Genomic DNA, 17459 nt, shown 5'->3' on the forward strand with positions numbered 1-17459 from the left:
TTCGTAACTGGATTACGATAAAAACAACTTCCGCTCAGAGGACGATCCATGACCCTCGAATACCAATCAGGCTTCGGCAATGAATTTGCCAGCGAAGCCTTGCCCGGCGCACTGCCGGTCGGCCAGAACGCTCCGCAAAAAGCGCCCTACGGGCTGTACACCGAACTCTTCTCCGGCACTGCCTTCACCATGGCCCGCAGCGAAGCCCGGCGCACCTGGTTGTACCGCATCCAGCCGTCGGCCAATCACCCGGCGTTCGTCAAGCTGGAGCGGCAACTGGCCGGTGGCCCGCTTGGGGCTGTGACGCCTAATCGCCTGCGTTGGAACCCGTTGGATATTCCCGCAGAGCCGACAGATTTCATCGATGGGCTTGTCGGCATGGTCGCCAACTCCGGATCGGAAAAGCCCTCAGGCATCAGCATCTACAACTACCGCGCCAATCGCTCCATGGACCGCGTGTTCTTCAACGCCGACGGCGAACTGTTGATCGTTCCCGAGCAGGGCCGCCTGCGCATCGCCACCGAACTGGGTGTGCTGGAAGTGGAGCCGCTGGAAATTGTCGTGCTGCCCCGCGGCCTGAAATTCCGCGTCGAGTTGCTGGATGCACAAGCCCGCGGCTACGTCGCTGAAAACCACGGCGCGCCACTGCGCCTGCCGGACCTCGGGCCGATCGGTAGCAATGGCCTGGCCAACCCACGGGATTTCCTCACCCCCGTCGCCCATTACGAAGACCTCAAGCAACCGACCACGCTGGTGCAGAAATTCCTCGGTGAACTCTGGGGCTGCGAGCTGGACCATTCGCCGCTGAACGTGGTGGCGTGGCACGGCAACAACGTGCCGTACAAATACGACCTGCGCCGCTTCAACACCATCGGCACCGTGAGTTTCGATCACCCGGACCCGTCGATCTTCACCGTATTGACCTCGCCCACCAGCGTGCACGGCCTGGCCAACCTCGACTTCGTGATCTTCCCGCCCCGCTGGATGGTTGCCGAAAACACCTTCCGGCCACCGTGGTTCCACCGCAACCTGATGAACGAATACATGGGCCTGATCCAGGGCGCCTACGATGCCAAGGCCGAAGGCTTTGTGCCCGGCGGCGCGTCGTTGCACAGCTGCATGAGCGCCCATGGCCCGGATGGCGAGACCTGCACCAAGGCCATCAACGTGGAGCTGGCGCCCCACAAGATTGATAACACCATGGCCTTTATGTTCGAGACCAGCCAGGTGCTGCGTCCTACACAATTCGCGCTGGAATGCTCACAGCTGCAACCTTCTTACGACGCTTGCTGGGCCTCGCTCCCTGCAACCTTCAACCCGAATCGGAGATAACCCATGACTCAGCCTAATCTCACCCGCAGTTGGGTGGCTTCCGCCAACGGTCACCGGGATTTCCCGCTGCAAAACCTGCCCTTGGGTGTGTTCAGCGTTAACGGCGCTGAACCGCGCAGTGGCGTGGCGATCGGCGACCATGTTTTCGATCTGCATGCCGCGTTGGAATTTTTTGACGGTGAAGCCCGCCGTGCGGTTGAAGCCACCGCTGGCGGTCAACTGAACGCGTTTTTCGAACTCGGTCGCGGCCCGCGTGTGGCCCTGCGTGAACGCCTGCTGGAACTGCTGGCGGAAGGCAGCGACCTGCAAGGCAAACTGCAATCAGCGCTGCACCCGGCTGCCGATTGCCAGATGCACCTGCCGGCCAAAATCAACGATTACACCGACTTCTACGTCGGCATCGAGCACGCGCAAAACGTCGGAAAATTGTTCCGTCCCGATAACCCGCTGCTGCCCAACTACAAATACGTGCCGATCGGTTATCACGGCCGTGCGTCGACGATTCGTCCGTCGGGCACCGAGGTCCGCCGCCCTAAAGGCCAGACTCTGCCAGCCGGTCAAACCGAGCCGACCTTCGGCCCCTGCGCCCGCCTGGATTACGAGCTGGAACTGGGCATCTGGATCGGCCAGGGCAATGCCATGGGCGACTCGATTGCCATTGGTGACGCCGCTGATCACATCGCCGGTTTCTGCCTGCTCAACGACTGGTCGGCGCGGGATATCCAGGCCTGGGAATACCAGCCACTGGGCCCGTTTCTGTCGAAGAGTTTTATCACCAGCATTTCGCCATGGGTGGTGACGGCTGAGGCCCTGGAACCATTCCGCAAGGCACAACCGGCGCGCCCTCAAGGCGACCCGCAACCCCTGCCGTACCTGCTGGACAAGCGCGACCAGGCCGCCGGTGGTTTTGATATCGAACTGGAAGTACTGCTGACCACCGCCTCGATGCGTGAGCAGAACCTGCCGGCCCATCGCTTGACCCTGAGCAACACCCAACACATGTACTGGACCGTCGCACAAATGGTTGCGCACCACAGCGTCAACGGCTGCCAGTTGCAGGCCGGCGACCTGTTCGGTTCGGGCACCTTGTCGGGGCCGGAAGCCGGTCAGTTCGGCAGCCTGCTGGAAATCACCGAGGGCGGTAAAAAGCCGATCGAATTGGCCTCCGGCGAAGTACGTAAATTCCTCGAAGACGGCGACGAAATCATCCTGCGCGCGCGCTGCAGCCGCGACGGTTTTGCCTCCATCGGCTTCGGCGAATGCCGGGGTACCGTGGTCGCGGCGCGCTAAGAGGGCAGGGCCATGGAACTCTATACCTACTACCGCTCCACTTCGTCGTACCGGGTGCGGATCGCGCTGGCCCTCAAGGGCCTGGACTTCACCGCGGTGCCGGTCAACCTGCTGGTGCCCAAGGGCGGCGCCAACCATCAGCCGGAGTACTTGGCGATCAACCCGCAAGGTCGTGTACCGGCCTTGCGCACGGATGATGGGGATGTATTGATTCAGTCGCCAGCGATCATCGAATACCTGGAGGAACGTTATCCACAGGTGCCGTTGCTCTCCAGGGATCTGGCAACCCGCGCCCATGAGCGCGCGGTGGCGTCGATCATCGGTTGCGACATTCACCCTCTGCACAACTCCAGTACCCAGAATCTGCTCAAGCAGTGGGGGCACGATGAAGCGCAGGTGCTGGAGTGGATCGGGCACTGGATCAGCCAGGGTCTGGCGGCGGTTGAGCAGTTGATTGGTGATCAGGGTTATTGCTTTGGCGACCAGCCGGGGATGGCGGATACGTTCTTGATTCCACAGTTGTATGCGGCGCAGCGGTTCAAGGTGTCGTTGGCGGCGTATCCGCGCATTCAGCGAGTGGCGGGATTGGCGGCGCAGCATCCGGCGTTCATGGCGGCTCACCCCGCCAACCAACCGGATACCCCTGACACGCCATAAATCTCCAGGCTCCCACATGTGATCTTCAGCGTTTCCCAAATATATAAAAACAATACAGGTCCCTTGCGATGCACAATCAGATTGCCAGCTTTCGTGCGGCACTCGACGCCCGCCCGGTGTCGCGCTATCAGTGGTTGATTCTCCTGTTGCTTGCGCTGTTACTGGTCACCGACGGCTACGACGCCCAAGTCCTGGGCTATGTAGTACCGGCGCTGGCCAAGGACTGGGGCCTGGAAAAAGCCGCGTTCGGCCCGGTGTTCAGCGCCAACCTGCTGGGGCTGACCCTCGGCTCCCTGGCCGTCACACCGCTGGCGGATCGCTTCGGGGTGCGGCGCATCCTGTTGTGCTGCGTATTGATCTACGCCAGCCTCACGGTGCTGATGGTGTTCGCCAATTCCCTGAATACCCTGATGGCCGCGCGCTTTATCTGCGGCATCGGCATGGGCGGTGCGATGCCCAGCGCCATGGCTTTGATGTCGGAGTATTCGCCACCACGCTTGCGAACGTTGATGGTGACGCTGGCGGCCTGTGGCTTCTCTTTCGGTGGTGCGGCAGGTGGTTTTGTCGCGGCCGGGTTTATCGACAGTTTCGGCTGGCAGGCGGTGTTCCTCGCCGGTGGTGTGACGCCATTGCTGTTGTTCCCGTTTCTCGCTTGGATGCTGCCTGAATCGCTGCCGCGCCTGCTGCGTGATGCACCGCCTTATGCGCGCCTGCAAAAAGTCACCGCGCGCATGCTGCCCGACTGGCAACCACCGGCGGCGAGCGAGGAACAAAACCGCCAGGAGCAAGGCAGCAAATTGACGGTGGTGGAGCTGTTCCGCCATGGTTACGCGCGCCCGACTTTGCTGTTATGGGCGACGTTTTTTGTCAGCCTGATCCTGCTGTATTTCATGATCAGCTGGTTGCCTTCGCTGTTGCTGGAAAGCGGCTTGGGCCTGAACGAAGCCAATCTGGTGACCTCGATGTTCCTGTTCGCCGGGACACTGGGTGCCATCGGCATGGCCTGGTTTGCCGACCGGTTGAAAAGCAAAGTCCGCCTTTTGTCCGGTGTGCTGGCAGCGGCGGCGGTGTGCACCATTTTGCTGGGACTGAACCACGACAACCCGCGTTATCTGGTGGCCTGCGTGTTTGCGGCGGGCTTCTGCATCATCGGCGGTCAGCTCACCTTGAACGCGTTCGCCAGTAACTTCTACCCGGCTCACGTGCGAGCAACCGGTACGGGCTGGGCGTTGGGCGTCGGGCGGTTCGGCTCGATCCTCGGCCCACTGTTCGGCAGCATGCTGCTGGCGATGCACATACCGGTGCAGCAGATTTTCTTTTTCTGCGCGATTCCGGCGGTGATAGCGGCGTTGCTGATTATTCAGGTGCGTTCGCCCAAGGGCGCAGCGCCAACAGGCCCTGATACGTTATTGGCGCCTGGCGCTGATCACGCGTAATCCCCAGCCGGTGGACACGCTGCCATCGTTCTGCTGAAGGTGAGCGATGGCGGCCAGGAAGCGTTCTTTCAGGCGGGCCTTGGCAGGGATTGTCAGCCGGTCGATATCGTAGGTTTCTTTCAATGACGTCCACAGTGCCGCTGGCTGAGGCTGCCAGTGGACGTCGATGTCTTCGAAGCGGATGTCAGTGAAATGATCTGCCAGCAAGGCTCGCCAGCCGTCTTCGTTGCGCGTGCGCGGGTCGCCCATTGGCATGTGGGCCAGTTGGTCTTCCTTGGCGATTGGACGAAAGGCGTCCAGAAACGCGTCGCCGACAGGGCCCAGTAGAAAACTCCTGCCGATCAGCACCGCCAATGTGCCGCCCCTGCGCAATACCCGCTGTACCTCTTGCAGTACCTGTTCAAGATCATCCATCAGCATGAGCGCCATGTGCGACAGCAATACGTCGACGCTGGCCGTGGCCACGCTCAATGCCTGGGCGCGTTCCTTGAGCAGGGTGACCTCAACTGGAAGACGCTCGCGGGCGGCGTCGAGTTCGGCCTGGCTCATGTCGACACCGATCAGTTGCAAGCCGGGTTGCTGGCGGTCGGCCAGCAGCTTGAGCAGATAACCATCGCCGCAGGCCAGGTCCAGCACGTTCATCGGGCTTTGTGCGGTGGGCACGTGCGCAGTCAAGGCAGCATAGGATGAGCTGTATTTCACCGCCGGCAGTTCGGCGAATGCCGCGCTGGTGGTGCCGGGCTGGCGATGGTGAAAATCTTCGAGGTAACGTTCGGCGGGGGAGCGCAGGGGCATGACAACCTCATCCATGGGGCGGTACAGCTTACGCCATGCGGGTCAATGCACCACAGAGTTGGGCGGCAAGTGCCCCAGCCGTTCGGTCAGGCGCAGGCGCTGGATCGGGTCTTCGCTGAGCATCAAGGCATGCTCAAGATCAAAACGCTCAGCATTCGGGCAATCCAGACGCTGATACAAACTGGCCCGGGCCAGGTAATCGGCGGCGCTGGCATTGCCCAGTTCCAGCACGCGTTCGGCATCCACCAGAGCGGCCAGGTGGTCGTCGTTGGACAGGTGCAACTGGCGCAGATTGCGCGACAGCCGCTGCAGGATCGAACGCGGCTCGGCAGTGTGCAGGTGGTCGGCCTGCAACTTGAGATTCGGCCCGTACTGGCGAGTCAGCAGGTCGCGGCAATCGTTGGGGTACAGGCGTCGGCCGCCGCAGGGGTCGAGTAGATGATCGGCGCCCGGTACGCGCAACAGGAAGTGCCCCGGGAAGTTGACGCCGACCAGCGGAATGTCCAGGCGCCGCGCCAGCTCTAGGGCAATCAGCCCGAGGGCCAGCGGCTGCCCGCGCTTGCGCTTCAACACCTTGTCCAGCAGCGCGGCGGCGGGGCGCAGCGGGGTGTGGTCATCCTGGGCAAACCCCAGGTCGTTCATGCGCCGCAGCAAGGGTTGCCCGAGTTCATCCGCCGGCAGCATCGGCATGCTGAGGCTGACCAACTGTTGCAACACCTTGAAGTCCTGCAGGATGGCCGCCGGGTCCACCGCCGGGTCGTGCTCGGCTGCCATCCACAGCGCGGCTTCAAACAGCGCGGGCGGTGACCGTTCAAGGCAGGCAAAAAAGGCGTCGCGGGGCTTCATTGGGTTCTCCGGCGGATGTCTCGTTTTAGCCTTGCTGCGAACTTTCGTCCAGTACCTTAAGACGTGTCCTACCTGTTTATGTCGCAAACCCTTTAAAACCGGTGGCCTTATTCCTGCACGCTCGGGCAGGGTTTCGCTGGCAGTCCTATACTTGGCGCCTACCAGAAGTGATTCGGGAGCTCGACGATGTTTGCGCTCATGCACAGCACCCGCCTTGAATCGCTGCACCTGAGCGTTGACCCGGCCACCGGGTTGAAGGCGGTCATTGCCATCCATAACAGCCGCCTGGGCCCCGCCCTTGGAGGTTGCCGCTATCTCTCTTACCCCGACGATGAAAGTGCCGTGGAGGATGCCGCGCGCCTGGCCCAAGGCATGAGCTACAAGGCCGCACTGGCGGGGTTGCCGGTGGGCGGCGGCAACGCGGTGATCATCCGCCCGGCCCATGTGGAAAGCCGCGCCGCGCTGTTTGAGGCCTTTGGTCGCTGCATCGAGCAGCTCGACGGTCGCTACATCACCGCCATCGACAGCGGCACTTCGGTGGCCGACATGGATTGCATCGCCCAGCAGACCCGCTATGTCACCAGCACCACGGCGGCTGGCGATCCGTCGCCCCACGCGGCGATGGGCGTATTTGCTGGCATCCGCACCACCGCCATGGCCCGCCTGGGCAGCGATAATCTGGAAGGTTTGCGCGTGGCGATCCAGGGCCTGGGCAACGTCGGTTATGCACTGGCCGAGCAACTGCACGCCGCCGGCGCGGAATTGCTGGTGAGCGACATTGACCATGGCAAGGTGCAACTGGCCATGGAACAGCTGGGCGCGCACCCGATTGCCAACGAAGCCCTGCTCAGCACCCCGTGCGACATCCTCGCGCCCTGCGGCGTGGGCGCGGTGTTCAACCGCTACACGGTCGCGCAGTTGCGGTGCGCGGCGGTGGCCGGCTCCGCGAGTGCGCAGCTGACCAACCTGCAAGTGGCCGATCAACTGGAAGGCCGTGGGATTCTTTACGCGCCGGACTACGTGATCAACTCCGGCGGGCTGATCTACGTTGCCCTCAAGCACGGCGGCGCGGAGCTGGAAACCATCACCGCGCACCTGTCGAACATCGGCACCCGCCTGACCGAAATCTTCGCCCATGCCCAGGCTGAAAAACGCTCACCCGCGCGGGTGGCGGATGAGCTGGCGGAGCGGTTGCTGTACCGCTGAGGCGGGTCAAAGCTGATATTTATCCCGGGCCAGTTGGCCCACGCCCATACGATCAAGGATGTGCATCGGGCACAGGATCGTGACCCGCACGGTTCCCGGCAGGCGGCTGATTTCGATGGAGCCGTTGATGGTCGCACGGTTGCGCACTTCGTCGATCGTCAGCCCGGTCACGGCGGCTGCGCGTTCCAGCCCGTTGTCCGTCGCGACGTTCAGATTGGTCCCACTGCCGATAAAGGTGATGGGCGCGTTCTCCTCGATCTCCACCTGGCCCCAGCGCTCGCCCAATGCCTTCACCTGTAGGCGTTGCTCCGCGGTCATTGGGCGTGCCATGGGCGGCAGGTCGTCGAGGTTTTGCAGCAGGATCGGGCCGTCCAGGTTCAGGCCTTTGATCACCTGCACCGTCAGTTCGGTTTCCCCCGACACATCGGTGGCGTGCCCGGCAATTTCGCCGTTGCCTTGCTGTGCATGCATATCGCCTATGTACACCCCGGCGCCGGGGACTTTCACTGGGCAGATCAGGATGCAGCCTTCGCGCACGGAATTGGTGTCCATGTGGCCATCGGTTTTCGCGGCGTGCAGTTCTTCATGAGTCATGCCGTAGCGATGGGGCGCGCCCACCAGGTACTGGCCGAAGTCGCCGCAGTTGTGGGAATCCGGCAGATCCCTCGAAGGCGTGGTGCCGATGTTGCCCAGGAACGGGCGCATATGCGCGGCCAGGCCGGGGATGTCGGCGCGTGCCAGCGACAGGATCGAATGCTGGGCAGACAATTCGGGCAGCGCCGACATGTCCGAGGCTTTGCCGGCCAGGCGATCCGCCACGGCCTGATTGACCGTCAGACTCACCTGATGCTCGGCATCCAGGACGATCACGTAGCCATTACTGAAACGGAATGCACTGACTTCAGCCCCGCAGGCATCGCAGCGGATAGCTTCTTCGCCAATGCCTTCGACGTGGCTGGCGGGATGCTCTTGCCCGCAATTGGAGCAGAACTTCGCGACGAACGGGTCGCCGTGGTAACGCCCTTCGACAAAACTCATGACCCCCGACGATGTGGCCAGGGAGGTGACCCGCATGCGCTTGATCTTCAGCGCCACCGAGTCGCCGATTTCGGCCCCGGCGATAAACACCGGCTGGGTCACCTCATGGCCACCCTCAAAGGCCGGCGTAATCATCGGGCCCCAGCACCCGGGCGGGGTACCGGTGATCAAGGTGCCACCGTCGGCCAGCGGGCCGAGCATTTTCTGGCTGGGGCCGAGCAGCCCATTGGTGTAGGAGGTGACGGTGAGGCGGTCTACAGAAGGGAGGTTATTCATTTTATTTTCCGGGCCCTGGGTGATTGAATGTTGAACAGGCTTCATCACTTAAACGCCGGTGTGTATCTGTCGTGTGTCGCGCTGCCGCGATTGCCGGTACGTGTGTATCTGAGGGGCATCCATACACACTTTGATACACCCGCAGTGGCGGTCACGGGCAAATACAGATATCTCTGTTATCAAACCCATCAGAACGAGGTTGGCATGTCCAAACAAACAGCAGGGCGCTCCAGCGGGCGCATGATCACCTTCAAACGCCCGGATGGCGCGGACGTCAACGGCTACCTGGCCAGCCCGGCGGTACTCGAAGGCGCGCCGGCGATCGTGGTGATTCAGGAATGGTGGGGCGTCAACGACCAGATCAAGGGCGTGGCGAATCGCTTGGCCGAGTGCGGCTACCGTGTACTGGTACCGGACCTTTATCGCGGCGCGTCCACGGTGGAAGAGGAAGAAGCTCATCACCTGATGGATGGCTTGGATTTTGGTGATGCGGTTTCTCAGGACATCAAGGGTGCCGTGCAGTACTTGCAGGCGGATTCGAAAAAAGTCGGCGTGACCGGCTACTGCATGGGCGGGGCGTTGACGTTGCTGGCGTTGAACGCGATTCCGGAAGTGGCGGCGGGCGTGGTGTGGTACGGCTTCCCGCCGCTGGAATACCTGGATGCGTCGAAGATCAAGGCGCCGCTGATTGGACACTGGGGCACACAGGATGCCTTCTTCAACATCGACACCGTGGCTGAGCTGGAGTCAAAACTGCACGCAGCCGGTGTGGATGCGACCTTCCATCGTTATCTGGCGCGTCATGCGTTTGCCAACGAGACAGCGATTGGCGATGGCCGTATTGCGGATACGCAATACGATGCTGCCTGGTCGCAACTGGCTTGGGACCGGACGTTGACGTTCTTCGGCAAGACCTTGTGGCAGGCATGACACATGTGAAAGGCATCAACGCATAACCTGTGGCGAGGGAGCTTGCTCCCGCTGGGCTACGCAGCAGACCCAAAAGCTTGGGAGCGCTGCGCACTCCAACGGGAGCAAGCTCCCTCGCCACAGCAAGCTCCCTAGCCACAAGCAAGCTCCCTCGGCCACAGCAAGCCCTTTCGCCACTACTGGCAATGCATCACTCAGCCGCTGGTTGCCCAATCTCCGCCAATGCACTCGCATTGTTCTTGAACGCCGCCGCAAACGCCGCGCGGTTCTTGGCCATGAAAATACCGGCATCTTCTGCCTGCTTCTCGCTCAAGCCTTCGACGTTTTTCAACAGCACTTCCATCAGGGACTCTGCCAGTTCAAGCATCTGGTCGTGTGCGTCGGCAAGTTTGCGATCCACGAATGTAGTCTCCAGGTCACGGGTACTGCGATACAGGGTTTCAACAGCCATTTTTCGGCCTCGTCATCGGTGCAGTATTGAAGGGAGTTGCCCTTGGTTCGAGTGTCGCCAAGCGTTCTCGCGACTACTGTATTTATATACAGCTAAAAGCATAAGCCAATCCATGGGCTTTGGGTAGTGGCTTTTCAATGTAGTTGGAATCCGGGGGTTTGCAGCAAGAGAAATTTCTGACAACTTGCCGGGGTTGCGCCGGTTTCGTCCGTTCGCTTACCTTCCTCGGGCGCTGCAAATGCAGCGAACGGGCTTGGCGGCTCGGTAACGAAAGGCGTAACAACGTCCCAACAAGATTGCAGACGCTTCCTGGCGTTTGTATTCCTGTGTCATGACGGGTTGCGCATGGACCCTTCGGGGTGCCGGTTTTCTTTCGTACCGGTCCGCCAACCTTGTGCAATCCGTCACCCAATCTGCTTGGCGGCAGATGGGGACGGTCCTTAATACGGAAGAGTCTGACCATGAAAAAGATTACCCCGAGCCCGCCTTACGATTCACACACTGACACCCGTCTTCAAGCCGCAGCCAACCGCGCGATTGATCACTATCTGCGCCCAGAAACACCTGAACCACCTTCCGAGCCCTCCTCGATTCTTTTCAGCGTAACGCCCAATGCCGACACCGAAACGTTACTCGCCAACGCCAGCGAAACGTTGAACAGTGCCCGTGAAATGGCCTGTAGCCTGGCTTTTGAGCTTGAGGGCCCACAGCGCAGCTTGTTGCTGGCGATCCATCAATTACTGGAAATGAGTGGCTTATTGGTCGATCAAGCGCTCGATCAGGTCGCGCCAACCTGAACCGGTATTCCAAATAAGCGGAGGAGGCAGGCTAAGTACGCTCGTGCGAGGCCTGTTCTTTTCAGTTGTTGAGTCCAAACGGCGACTTTTTCTGTTACTCACTTCATCGCTTGGCCCACGACAGTGAAAAGTCTAGCGACTAGACTCCTTTCTCATCGACAACGGAGGCCCCTATGAGCACTTCCTTTTTTCCTCGAGCTCCCCTGACCGAAACCGAGGAGCAAGCTGCCAGCTACGACCGCTGGTTTCGTGCCAAGGTGCAAGCCGCTTTGGATGACCCTAGTCCCGGCATCCCTCACGATCAGGTGATGGCCGAAATGCAGGCGCTGATCGAATCTAAACGCAAGAAAGGCGATGCTGATTGAATGGGCACCCGCTGCGCGGGCGCAACTCTGGAAAATTCTTGATTACATCAGCGATCGCAATCCCAATGCCGCTCTTGAGCTGAACCGAGCAATAGAAGCCTCAGTATTGGCCCTCTCCCGCAGACCTCATCTTTACCGAACAGGCCGTGTTGGCGGCACACGAGAAATGGTCGTGCATCCCAATTACCTGGTGGTTTACCAAGTCACCGACTCTGTTCGGGTCCTGGCGGTTTTACACGCGCGACAGCAATACCCTTGAGCAGTTGATGGTTGGGATGAGGAGTGTTTTTTGTTCTCCTCTCCCTTCACACGTGCCTCATATCACCCCGCCACCATCTCACTCCCTGTTCCCTGGCCTTTTTTCTGCATGCAGAGAAACCGTCACGTCCAACCTGCATTATCCGGTCGAGCCGACCTAAGGAAGCATCATCGTGAAAATCAACTGGGCTGAAAACCTGCGCAAGGCCGTGCACCAACTGGCCGAGTCCTTGGGAAATCTGTTCGTCGAGACGTTCCACTACCTGGCGCTGTTCGCCATTGGTGCGGTGACTGCCTATGCAGCGGTTATGGAGTTTCTGGGGATGCTGGAAACGGGGCACATCAAGATCGATGACATCTTGCTGCTGTTCATCTACCTGGAACTGGGGGCGATGGTCGGGATTTACTTCAAGACCAACCATATGCCGGTGCGCTTTCTGATCTACGTGGCGATCACGGCACTAACACGTCTGCTGATCTCCAACGTCTCCCACCACAACCCGCCCGACATCGGCATCATCTACCTGTGCGGCGGGATTCTGCTGTTGGCATTCGCGATTCTGGTGGTGCGGTATGCGTCGTCGGCGTTTCCGTCGGTGAAGGTCGAAGGCCCGCGCCGCAAGGGCGAAGCGAGCCTTGAAACAGAGAAAGGCGAGGTTTAAAACCCGACGTTCAGCGGCGGCCGGGTGACGGGCGGCCGCTGCAACACTTTGTGACTGTCCCCATCGGTCATCACCGCCAATATCTCGATCGCGCTATGCCCCTGTTCGATCGCAATCCCGAATTGCACACTTTGCACCAGGCGTTTCAGGCGCTGTGGGTCGTTGCGTTGTTCGGCGCTGATCATGCGTTTGGCCACGACGCCGTCTTCATCGGACAGGGTCAGCATGATGCTGCCGTCCAGCCGCTGGATGCTTAAATTGACCCGGTATTTCGGGGCGAAGGTGTCGGTGATGATCTGAAAAGGGTTGTCCATGGTGCGTTACCGCCTGATAAGAACATGCAGTCATTGACGACCGGTGTCGGGATTAGTTCGCGTTTCCTGACCACCGGCCATTCGCTCGCTGAGGCTTTCACAAGGTCCGTTTTCCTCAGTAGCTGTACAGCAAAGGGCGTGCCGTACAGCAAATCTGCCTGCCATCGGATGACCCCTGTGGGAGCGGGCTTGCTCGCGAATGCGGTGTGTCGGCCAATGAATCCTCAGCTGAACGACCGCTTTCGCGAGCAAGCCCGCTCCCACATTGGGTTGGCGGTGTTTTTACGCGCGGTGATCCGTTTCAGGGCATCACGGAAAAAACGATCGCAGACAGCGCAATCAAGCCGACCAATACCACAAACACGTTCGACGCCTGGCCCGAATACTGGCGCAAAGATGGCACTCGGCGGATGGCGTACATCGGCATCAGGAACAACAGGCAGGCGATGATCGGCCCGCCCATGGTTTCGATCATGCCGAGGATGCTCGGGTTGAAGGTGGCCACGGCCCAGCAGGTGAGCACCATGAACAGCGCGGTGCAGCGCTCCAGCCACTTGGCGGACATCGAACGGTTACGTCCGCGCAGGGATTTGACGATCAGGCCCTGGAAGCCTTCGCTCGCGCCGATGTAGTGGCCCAGGAAGGATTTGGTGATTGCCACCAGCGCGATCAACGGCGCGGCGTAGGCGATCACCGGGGTCTGGAAGTGGTTAGCCAGGTACGACAGGATCGAGATGTTCTGCGCCTTCGCGGCGGCGAGGTCAGCCGGCGACAGGGCCAGCACGCAACTGAAGCAGAAGAACATCACCGTCAGCACCATCATGCTGTGGGCCATGGCCAGGATGCCGCTGCTTTTGCGCTCGGCCTGCGGGCCGTACACGCGCTTCTGGTCGACGGCGAAGGCGGAGATGATCGGTGAGTGATTGAAGGAAAACACCATCACCGGGATTGCCAGCCACAAGGTCTTGAAGAAAGCCGGCAGCGGCATGCCTTCGCTGGCGGAGGCGAAGAACGCGCCGTTCCAGTTGGGGATCAGGCTCACCGCCAACAGCAGCAGGGCGGCGACGAACGGGTACACCAGCACGCTCATGGCCTTGACGATCACGCCCTGGCCGCAACGCACAATGGCCATCAGGCCGAGGATCAACACCAGCGACAGGATCGCCCGGGGCGGCGGCGCCATGTGCAGTTGGTGTTCCATGAAGCTGGTCAGGGTGTTGGTCAGCGCCACGCTGTACACCAGCAAAATCGGGAAGATCGCGAAGAAGTACAGCAAGGTGATCAGCTTGCCGGCGCCGATGCCGAAGTGTTCTTCCACCACGTCGGTGATGTCGCCGGATTTGCCCGACAACACAAAGCGCGTCAGCCCACGGTGGGCGAAGAAGGTCATCGGGAAGGCCAGTAGCGCCAGCACGATCAACGGCCAGAAGCCGCCGACACCGGCGTTGATCGGCAGGAACAAGGTGCCGGCACCGATGGCGGTGCCGTAGAGGCCGAGCATCCAGGTGGTGTCATGTTTGTTCCAGCCTTGTGTAACGGTGGTCGGCGTCAGGTCTACAGCAGGATTTTCGGCAGCAGGTGTACGTACATCGGTCATCGTTATTGCCTCGTTATTGTTTTTGCGCGGGCTCACGTTGGGGCGATCAGGGAATGCTCCTCAGCACTCCACCCAGCTGACCGCCAGGCCGCCCCGTGAAGTTTCTTTGTATTTGTCGTGCATGTCGGCGCCGGTGTCGCGCATGGTGCGGATCACCCGGTCCAGGGAGATGAAGTGCTTGCCGTCGCCGCGCAGGGCCATTTGCGTGGCGTTGATCGCCTTGACCGCGGCGATGGCGTTGCGCTCGATGCACGGCACCTGGACCAGCCCGCCAACCGGGTCGCAGGTCAGGCCGAGGTTGTGTTCCAGGCCGATTTCGGCGGCGTTTTCCAGTTGTTCCGGAGACGCACCGAGTATGTCGGCCAAACCTGCGGCGGCCATGGCACAGGCCGAACCGACTTCGCCCTGGCAGCCGACTTCGGCGCCGGAGATCGAGGCGTTTTTCTTGCAGAGGATGCCGACGGCGGCCGCGGCGAGGAAGAAATTCACCACGTCATCGTCGGACGCGTCCGGGTTGAACTTCATGTAGTAGTGCAGCACCGCCGGGATGATTCCCGCCGCGCCATTGGTCGGCGCGGTGACCATGCGACCACCGGCAGCGTTTTCTTCGTTGACGGCGAGGGCGAACAGGTTGACCCATTCCATCGCCGACAAGGTCGACGTGATGACGTTGGGTTTGCCGATTTCCAGCAGGCTGCGGTGCAATTTCGCCGCGCGCCGTGGCACATCCAGGCCACCGGGCAAGATGCCTTCGTGGCGCAGGCCTTGTTCGACGCATTCGCGCATCACCGACCAGATATGCAGCAGGCCGCTGCGGATCTCGGCGTCACTGCGCCAGGCCCGTTCGTTGGCCATCATCAGTTCGGAAACCCGCAGGCCGTGCTTGTTGCACAAGGCCAGCAGCTCGACGGCGCTGGAGAAGTCGTAAGGCAATTGCACTTCGCTGGTCGGCGCGATGCCGGATTCGGCTTCCGCCGCTTCGATGATGAAACCGCCACCCACCGAGTAGTACGTCTGCTCGCTCAACAGGCCGTTTTCGCCATAGGCGTGCAGGGACATGGCGTTGGGGTGGTAGGGCAGGCTTTCGTCCAGCAGCAGGAGGTCGTGTTGCCAGTTGAAGGCAATCGGCGTGCGGCCGGCGAGCAGCAATTGGCCGGACTCGCGCAATTGCTGGATGCGAGGGCCAATGCTAGTGGGGTCGATACTGTCTGGCCATTCGCCCATCAGGCCCATCACACAGGCGCGGTCGGTGGCGTGGCCAACACCGGTGGCGGACAGCGAGCCGTACAAGCGCACTTCTACGCGACGGGTTTCGTCGAGCAATTGCTGGTCGATCAGCGCCTGGACGAAGGTCGCCGCCGCCCACATCGGGCCCACGGTATGGGAGCTGGAAGGACCAATGCCTACCTTGAATAGATCGAAAACACTGATAGCCATGCTAAACCCTTACAAGCAATGGAGTAGGAATCGCTGCCATCTTTTGTAGGACAAGCGGAATTGGCGCGATACTGAGCCTCTGGATCGGCAGTGACCAACGAATTATCCTAAGACACCCTTTAGCAGGACTAAACCCTATGGCTCGCCCGCTTCATGGCCAGACCTACGTCTGGTTGCACGTTTTTTCCTGCGCGGCACGGCATTTGTCGTTCACCCGTTGCGCCGAAGAACTGCACATCACCCCGGGCGCGGTCAGCCAGCAAATTCGCCAGTTGGAGGAGCGTTTGGGCTTCCGGCTGTTCCATCGACGGGCACGCGGGGTTGAGCTGAGTGCAGAAGGCCAGCGGCTGGCGATTACCGTGGGCGAGGCCTATGGCAGCATTGATGCCGAGTTGCAGCGCCTGGACGCCGGGATGATCAGCGGCACCTTGCGCTTGCGTTCGATCCCGTCGTTTCTCGGTAAATGGCTGACCCCGCGTTTGCCACGTTTGCAGCAGCGTTTCCCGGACATCCAATTGCGCATGGTCGCGGAAGACAGCAGCATCGCCTTGCACGAGGGCGACTTCGACCTGGCCATTGACCTTAACGACGGCAGCTACCCGGGATTGTTATCCACAGCCCTGCTGGATGAGCAGATCTTCCCGGTGTGCGCACCGAGCCTGCTGCGCGGGCGGCCGCCGCTGCATGGCCCCGCCGACCTGGTGCATTTCCCGCTGCTGCACGACATTACCGCCTGGCGTGGGAGTTATGAGTACGCGGAGTGGGAGTTCTACCTGAACGCCATCGGCTACGACGCTGCCGACGTACGGCGCGGGCATACCTTTAACCGCAACCACCTGACCATCGAGGCGGCCATTGCCGGCATGGGCGTGGCGATTGCCCGGCGAACCTTGCTCAATGACGAACTGGAACGTGGCACGTTGATCGTGCCGTTCGGCCTCGCTGTACCCAATCATAAACGTTACGTGCTGCTGTATGCCCCAGGCGCGCTGAGCCATCCGGGTGTGCGGGCGGTGCATGACTGGCTGGTAGAGGAAGCGGGAATTTTTCGCGGATTGCACCCGTTGGGAGAGGGGCAATTGTAAGGAAAGTGGTCGTAAGAAGATGTAACTAACTCCCCACCCTAACAGCGCTTTTGCTCGTTGTCAGACTTAATTTGTAATGTGGGATTTATCTTTGCAAAGGGCTTGAAATGTTCCTCTGTCTGCTCAATTGTGTAATCAGGAGGTCATGGTTTTCACCCATCCGGTGAAGCAGGAATGGCCTTCGGCGAGCTAGCTGAAATAAGGGAAAACTATGCAAATCCAAGTCAATAGCGATAACCATATTGAAAGCAGCATCCGACTGGAGGAGTGGGTACGTACCACCATTGAGAGCACGCTCGAACGTTATGAAGAGGATCTGACCCGCGTCGAGGTTTACCTGCGGGACGAGAACGGTGACAAGCCCGGTCCACACGACCTGAGTTGCCGACTGGAAGCACGGCCAAAGGGCCATCAACCGATTTCGGTCCTCCATAAAGCCGATACGCTGGAACAGGCGATCGATGGCGCAGCTACCAAGCTGGAGCATGCCCTGGAGCATCTGTACGGCAAACTGCGCGGCAAACCACGCGCCGCGGGTCAAAGCCTGCCTAATACCAAGGCCGACGAGGCCGAGCTTGAAGAGGAATTTCTGGAAAACGAACAGGCTGCGCTTAACGGCTGATAGCTGATACTTTTTTCAACCCCACTGAAAACGGGCCTGCAGATGCAGGCCCGTTTTTCGTTTAA

The 17459-nt window shown here is 60.6% G+C and carries 19 protein-coding genes; 12 read left to right on the forward strand and 7 right to left on the reverse strand.

Annotation, left to right across the window (positions count from 1 at the left end):
- Positions 1 to 48 precede the first annotated feature (48 nt).
- From hmgA to ACA046_RS05050, 4 genes are all read left to right on the forward strand, one after another.
- On the forward strand, positions 49 to 1332 hold the full coding sequence (hmgA, locus tag ACA046_RS05035; protein WP_497676033.1) for a homogentisate 1,2-dioxygenase: 1284 nt from the start codon (positions 49 to 51) through the stop codon (positions 1330 to 1332).
- Positions 1333 to 1335: 3 nt separating this feature from the next.
- The gene (gene fahA, locus ACA046_RS05040; RefSeq protein WP_459026165.1) at positions 1336 to 2622 is read left to right on the forward strand and encodes a fumarylacetoacetase; all 1287 of its coding nucleotides are present in this window, start codon (positions 1336 to 1338) and stop codon (positions 2620 to 2622) included.
- Positions 2623 to 2634: 12 nt separating this feature from the next.
- A complete protein-coding gene (gene maiA / locus ACA046_RS05045; RefSeq protein ID WP_497676034.1) occupies positions 2635 to 3279 on the forward strand; it encodes a maleylacetoacetate isomerase in 645 nt (214 codons plus the stop codon).
- A gap of 68 nt (positions 3280 to 3347) precedes the next feature.
- Positions 3348 to 4715, forward strand: coding sequence for an MFS transporter (locus ACA046_RS05050; protein ID WP_167663777.1), 1368 nt, complete (start codon positions 3348 to 3350; stop codon positions 4713 to 4715).
- On the opposite strand, the gene ACA046_RS05055 is transcribed toward ACA046_RS05050, so the two are convergent.
- Both ACA046_RS05055 and ACA046_RS05060 read right to left on the reverse strand, forming a co-directional pair.
- Entirely contained in the window at positions 4686 to 5510 is an 825-nt protein-coding gene (locus tag ACA046_RS05055) for a class I SAM-dependent methyltransferase (protein ID WP_497676035.1), read from the reverse strand. The genes ACA046_RS05050 and ACA046_RS05055 overlap by 30 nt on opposite strands.
- A 42-nt stretch (positions 5511 to 5552) precedes the next feature.
- Positions 5553 to 6356 carry a SirB1 family protein gene (locus ACA046_RS05060; protein WP_167663775.1) on the reverse strand — a complete coding sequence of 268 codons (804 nt, stop codon included), beginning with the start codon at positions 6354 to 6356 and terminating at the stop codon, positions 5553 to 5555.
- A 186-nt stretch (positions 6357 to 6542) separates the two neighbouring features.
- Here ACA046_RS05060 and ACA046_RS05065 point away from each other — a divergent pair, with 186 nt between their 5' ends.
- Positions 6543 to 7562: a Leu/Phe/Val dehydrogenase gene (locus ACA046_RS05065; protein ID WP_076017715.1), complete on the forward strand. Its 1020-nt coding sequence runs from the start codon at positions 6543 to 6545 to the stop codon at positions 7560 to 7562.
- A 6-nt stretch (positions 7563 to 7568) separates the two neighbouring features.
- On the opposite strand, the gene ACA046_RS05070 is transcribed toward ACA046_RS05065, so the two are convergent.
- Positions 7569 to 8876 carry an acetamidase/formamidase family protein gene (locus ACA046_RS05070; RefSeq protein ID WP_497676036.1) on the reverse strand — a complete coding sequence of 436 codons (1308 nt, stop codon included), beginning with the start codon at positions 8874 to 8876 and terminating at the stop codon, positions 7569 to 7571.
- A gap of 204 nt (positions 8877 to 9080) precedes the next feature.
- On the opposite strand from ACA046_RS05070, the gene ACA046_RS05075 reads away from it, so the two are divergent.
- Entirely contained in the window at positions 9081 to 9806 is a 726-nt protein-coding gene (locus tag ACA046_RS05075; protein ID WP_087695180.1) for a dienelactone hydrolase family protein, read from the forward strand.
- A gap of 190 nt (positions 9807 to 9996) precedes the next feature.
- On the opposite strand, the gene ACA046_RS05080 is transcribed toward ACA046_RS05075, so the two are convergent.
- A complete protein-coding gene (locus tag ACA046_RS05080) occupies positions 9997 to 10257 on the reverse strand; it encodes a YebG family protein (protein WP_003212789.1) in 261 nt (86 codons plus the stop codon).
- Between the two features lie 461 nt (positions 10258 to 10718).
- On the opposite strand from ACA046_RS05080, the gene ACA046_RS05085 reads away from it, so the two are divergent.
- The 4 genes from ACA046_RS05085 to ACA046_RS05100 all read left to right on the forward strand — a co-directional run bounded on the left by ACA046_RS05085 (position 10719) and on the right by ACA046_RS05100 (position 12339).
- A complete protein-coding gene (locus ACA046_RS05085; RefSeq protein ID WP_459026175.1) occupies positions 10719 to 11054 on the forward strand; it encodes a DUF6124 family protein in 336 nt (111 codons plus the stop codon).
- A 173-nt stretch (positions 11055 to 11227) separates the two neighbouring features.
- Complete coding sequence (gene relB / locus ACA046_RS05090) at positions 11228 to 11419, forward strand: type II toxin-antitoxin system RelB family antitoxin (protein WP_093201623.1); 192 nt, start codon at positions 11228 to 11230, stop codon at positions 11417 to 11419.
- Positions 11409 to 11678 carry a type II toxin-antitoxin system RelE/ParE family toxin gene (locus ACA046_RS05095; protein ID WP_010176957.1) on the forward strand — a complete coding sequence of 90 codons (270 nt, stop codon included), beginning with the start codon at positions 11409 to 11411 and terminating at the stop codon, positions 11676 to 11678. The genes relB and ACA046_RS05095 overlap by 11 nt, the downstream gene beginning before the upstream one ends.
- Before the next feature lie 172 nt (positions 11679 to 11850).
- A complete protein-coding gene (locus tag ACA046_RS05100; RefSeq protein ID WP_497676037.1) occupies positions 11851 to 12339 on the forward strand; it encodes a phosphate-starvation-inducible protein PsiE in 489 nt (162 codons plus the stop codon).
- Here the strand turns inward: ACA046_RS05100 and ACA046_RS05105 are convergent.
- The 3 genes from ACA046_RS05105 to ACA046_RS05115 all read right to left on the reverse strand — a co-directional run bounded on the left by ACA046_RS05105 (position 12336) and on the right by ACA046_RS05115 (position 15687).
- The gene (locus tag ACA046_RS05105; RefSeq protein WP_076017627.1) at positions 12336 to 12653 is read right to left on the reverse strand and encodes a DUF3509 domain-containing protein; all 318 of its coding nucleotides are present in this window, start codon (positions 12651 to 12653) and stop codon (positions 12336 to 12338) included. The two genes, ACA046_RS05100 and ACA046_RS05105, sit on opposite strands and share 4 nt — an antisense overlap.
- Positions 12654 to 12954: 301 nt before the next feature.
- Positions 12955 to 14250 carry a serine/threonine transporter gene (locus tag ACA046_RS05110; protein ID WP_076017626.1) on the reverse strand — a complete coding sequence of 432 codons (1296 nt, stop codon included), beginning with the start codon at positions 14248 to 14250 and terminating at the stop codon, positions 12955 to 12957.
- A gap of 60 nt (positions 14251 to 14310) precedes the next feature.
- A complete protein-coding gene (locus ACA046_RS05115) occupies positions 14311 to 15687 on the reverse strand; it encodes an L-serine ammonia-lyase (protein WP_497676038.1) in 1377 nt (458 codons plus the stop codon).
- Between the two features lie 137 nt (positions 15688 to 15824).
- Here ACA046_RS05115 and ACA046_RS05120 point away from each other — a divergent pair, with 137 nt between their 5' ends.
- Together ACA046_RS05120 and ACA046_RS05125 are read left to right on the forward strand one after the other, a co-directional pair.
- The gene (locus ACA046_RS05120) at positions 15825 to 16772 is read left to right on the forward strand and encodes a LysR substrate-binding domain-containing protein (protein WP_010176953.1); all 948 of its coding nucleotides are present in this window, start codon (positions 15825 to 15827) and stop codon (positions 16770 to 16772) included.
- Positions 16773 to 16983: 211 nt separating this feature from the next.
- A complete protein-coding gene (locus ACA046_RS05125; RefSeq protein ID WP_010176952.1) occupies positions 16984 to 17394 on the forward strand; it encodes an HPF/RaiA family ribosome-associated protein in 411 nt (136 codons plus the stop codon).
- The last annotated feature ends 65 nt before the right edge of the window (positions 17395 to 17459 follow it).

It is taken from the genome of Pseudomonas sp. LBUM1641 (genome assembly GCF_059716235.1).

Bases quoted from the DNA above. Each gene is read 5' to 3' on its own strand.
- ACA046_RS05060 (WP_167663775.1), bottom strand. From the start codon at position 6,356: ATGAAGCCCCGCGACGCCTTTTTTGCCTGCCTTGAACGGTCACCGCCC.
- ACA046_RS05050 (WP_167663777.1), top strand. From the start codon at position 3,348: ATGCACAATCAGATTGCCAGCTTTCGTGCGGCACTCGACGCCCGCCCG.
- ACA046_RS05095 (WP_010176957.1), top strand. From the start codon at position 11,409: ATGCTGATTGAATGGGCACCCGCTGCGCGGGCGCAACTCTGGAAAATT.
- ACA046_RS05120 (WP_010176953.1), top strand. From the start codon at position 15,825: ATGGCTCGCCCGCTTCATGGCCAGACCTACGTCTGGTTGCACGTTTTT.
- ACA046_RS05085 (WP_459026175.1), top strand. From the start codon at position 10,719: ATGAAAAAGATTACCCCGAGCCCGCCTTACGATTCACACACTGACACC.
- ACA046_RS05110 (WP_076017626.1), bottom strand. From the start codon at position 14,250: ATGACCGATGTACGTACACCTGCTGCCGAAAATCCTGCTGTAGACCTG.
- ACA046_RS05125 (WP_010176952.1), top strand. From the start codon at position 16,984: ATGCAAATCCAAGTCAATAGCGATAACCATATTGAAAGCAGCATCCGA.
- ACA046_RS05065 (WP_076017715.1), top strand. From the start codon at position 6,543: ATGTTTGCGCTCATGCACAGCACCCGCCTTGAATCGCTGCACCTGAGC.
- ACA046_RS05115 (WP_497676038.1), bottom strand. From the start codon at position 15,687: ATGGCTATCAGTGTTTTCGATCTATTCAAGGTAGGCATTGGTCCTTCC.
- ACA046_RS05105 (WP_076017627.1), bottom strand. From the start codon at position 12,653: ATGGACAACCCTTTTCAGATCATCACCGACACCTTCGCCCCGAAATAC.
- relB (WP_093201623.1), top strand. From the start codon at position 11,228: ATGAGCACTTCCTTTTTTCCTCGAGCTCCCCTGACCGAAACCGAGGAG.
- fahA (WP_459026165.1), top strand. From the start codon at position 1,336: ATGACTCAGCCTAATCTCACCCGCAGTTGGGTGGCTTCCGCCAACGGT.
- ACA046_RS05070 (WP_497676036.1), bottom strand. From the start codon at position 8,876: ATGAATAACCTCCCTTCTGTAGACCGCCTCACCGTCACCTCCTACACC.
- maiA (WP_497676034.1), top strand. From the start codon at position 2,635: ATGGAACTCTATACCTACTACCGCTCCACTTCGTCGTACCGGGTGCGG.
- ACA046_RS05055 (WP_497676035.1), bottom strand. From the start codon at position 5,510: ATGCCCCTGCGCTCCCCCGCCGAACGTTACCTCGAAGATTTTCACCAT.
- ACA046_RS05080 (WP_003212789.1), bottom strand. From the start codon at position 10,257: ATGGCTGTTGAAACCCTGTATCGCAGTACCCGTGACCTGGAGACTACA.
- ACA046_RS05075 (WP_087695180.1), top strand. From the start codon at position 9,081: ATGTCCAAACAAACAGCAGGGCGCTCCAGCGGGCGCATGATCACCTTC.
- hmgA (WP_497676033.1), top strand. From the start codon at position 49: ATGACCCTCGAATACCAATCAGGCTTCGGCAATGAATTTGCCAGCGAA.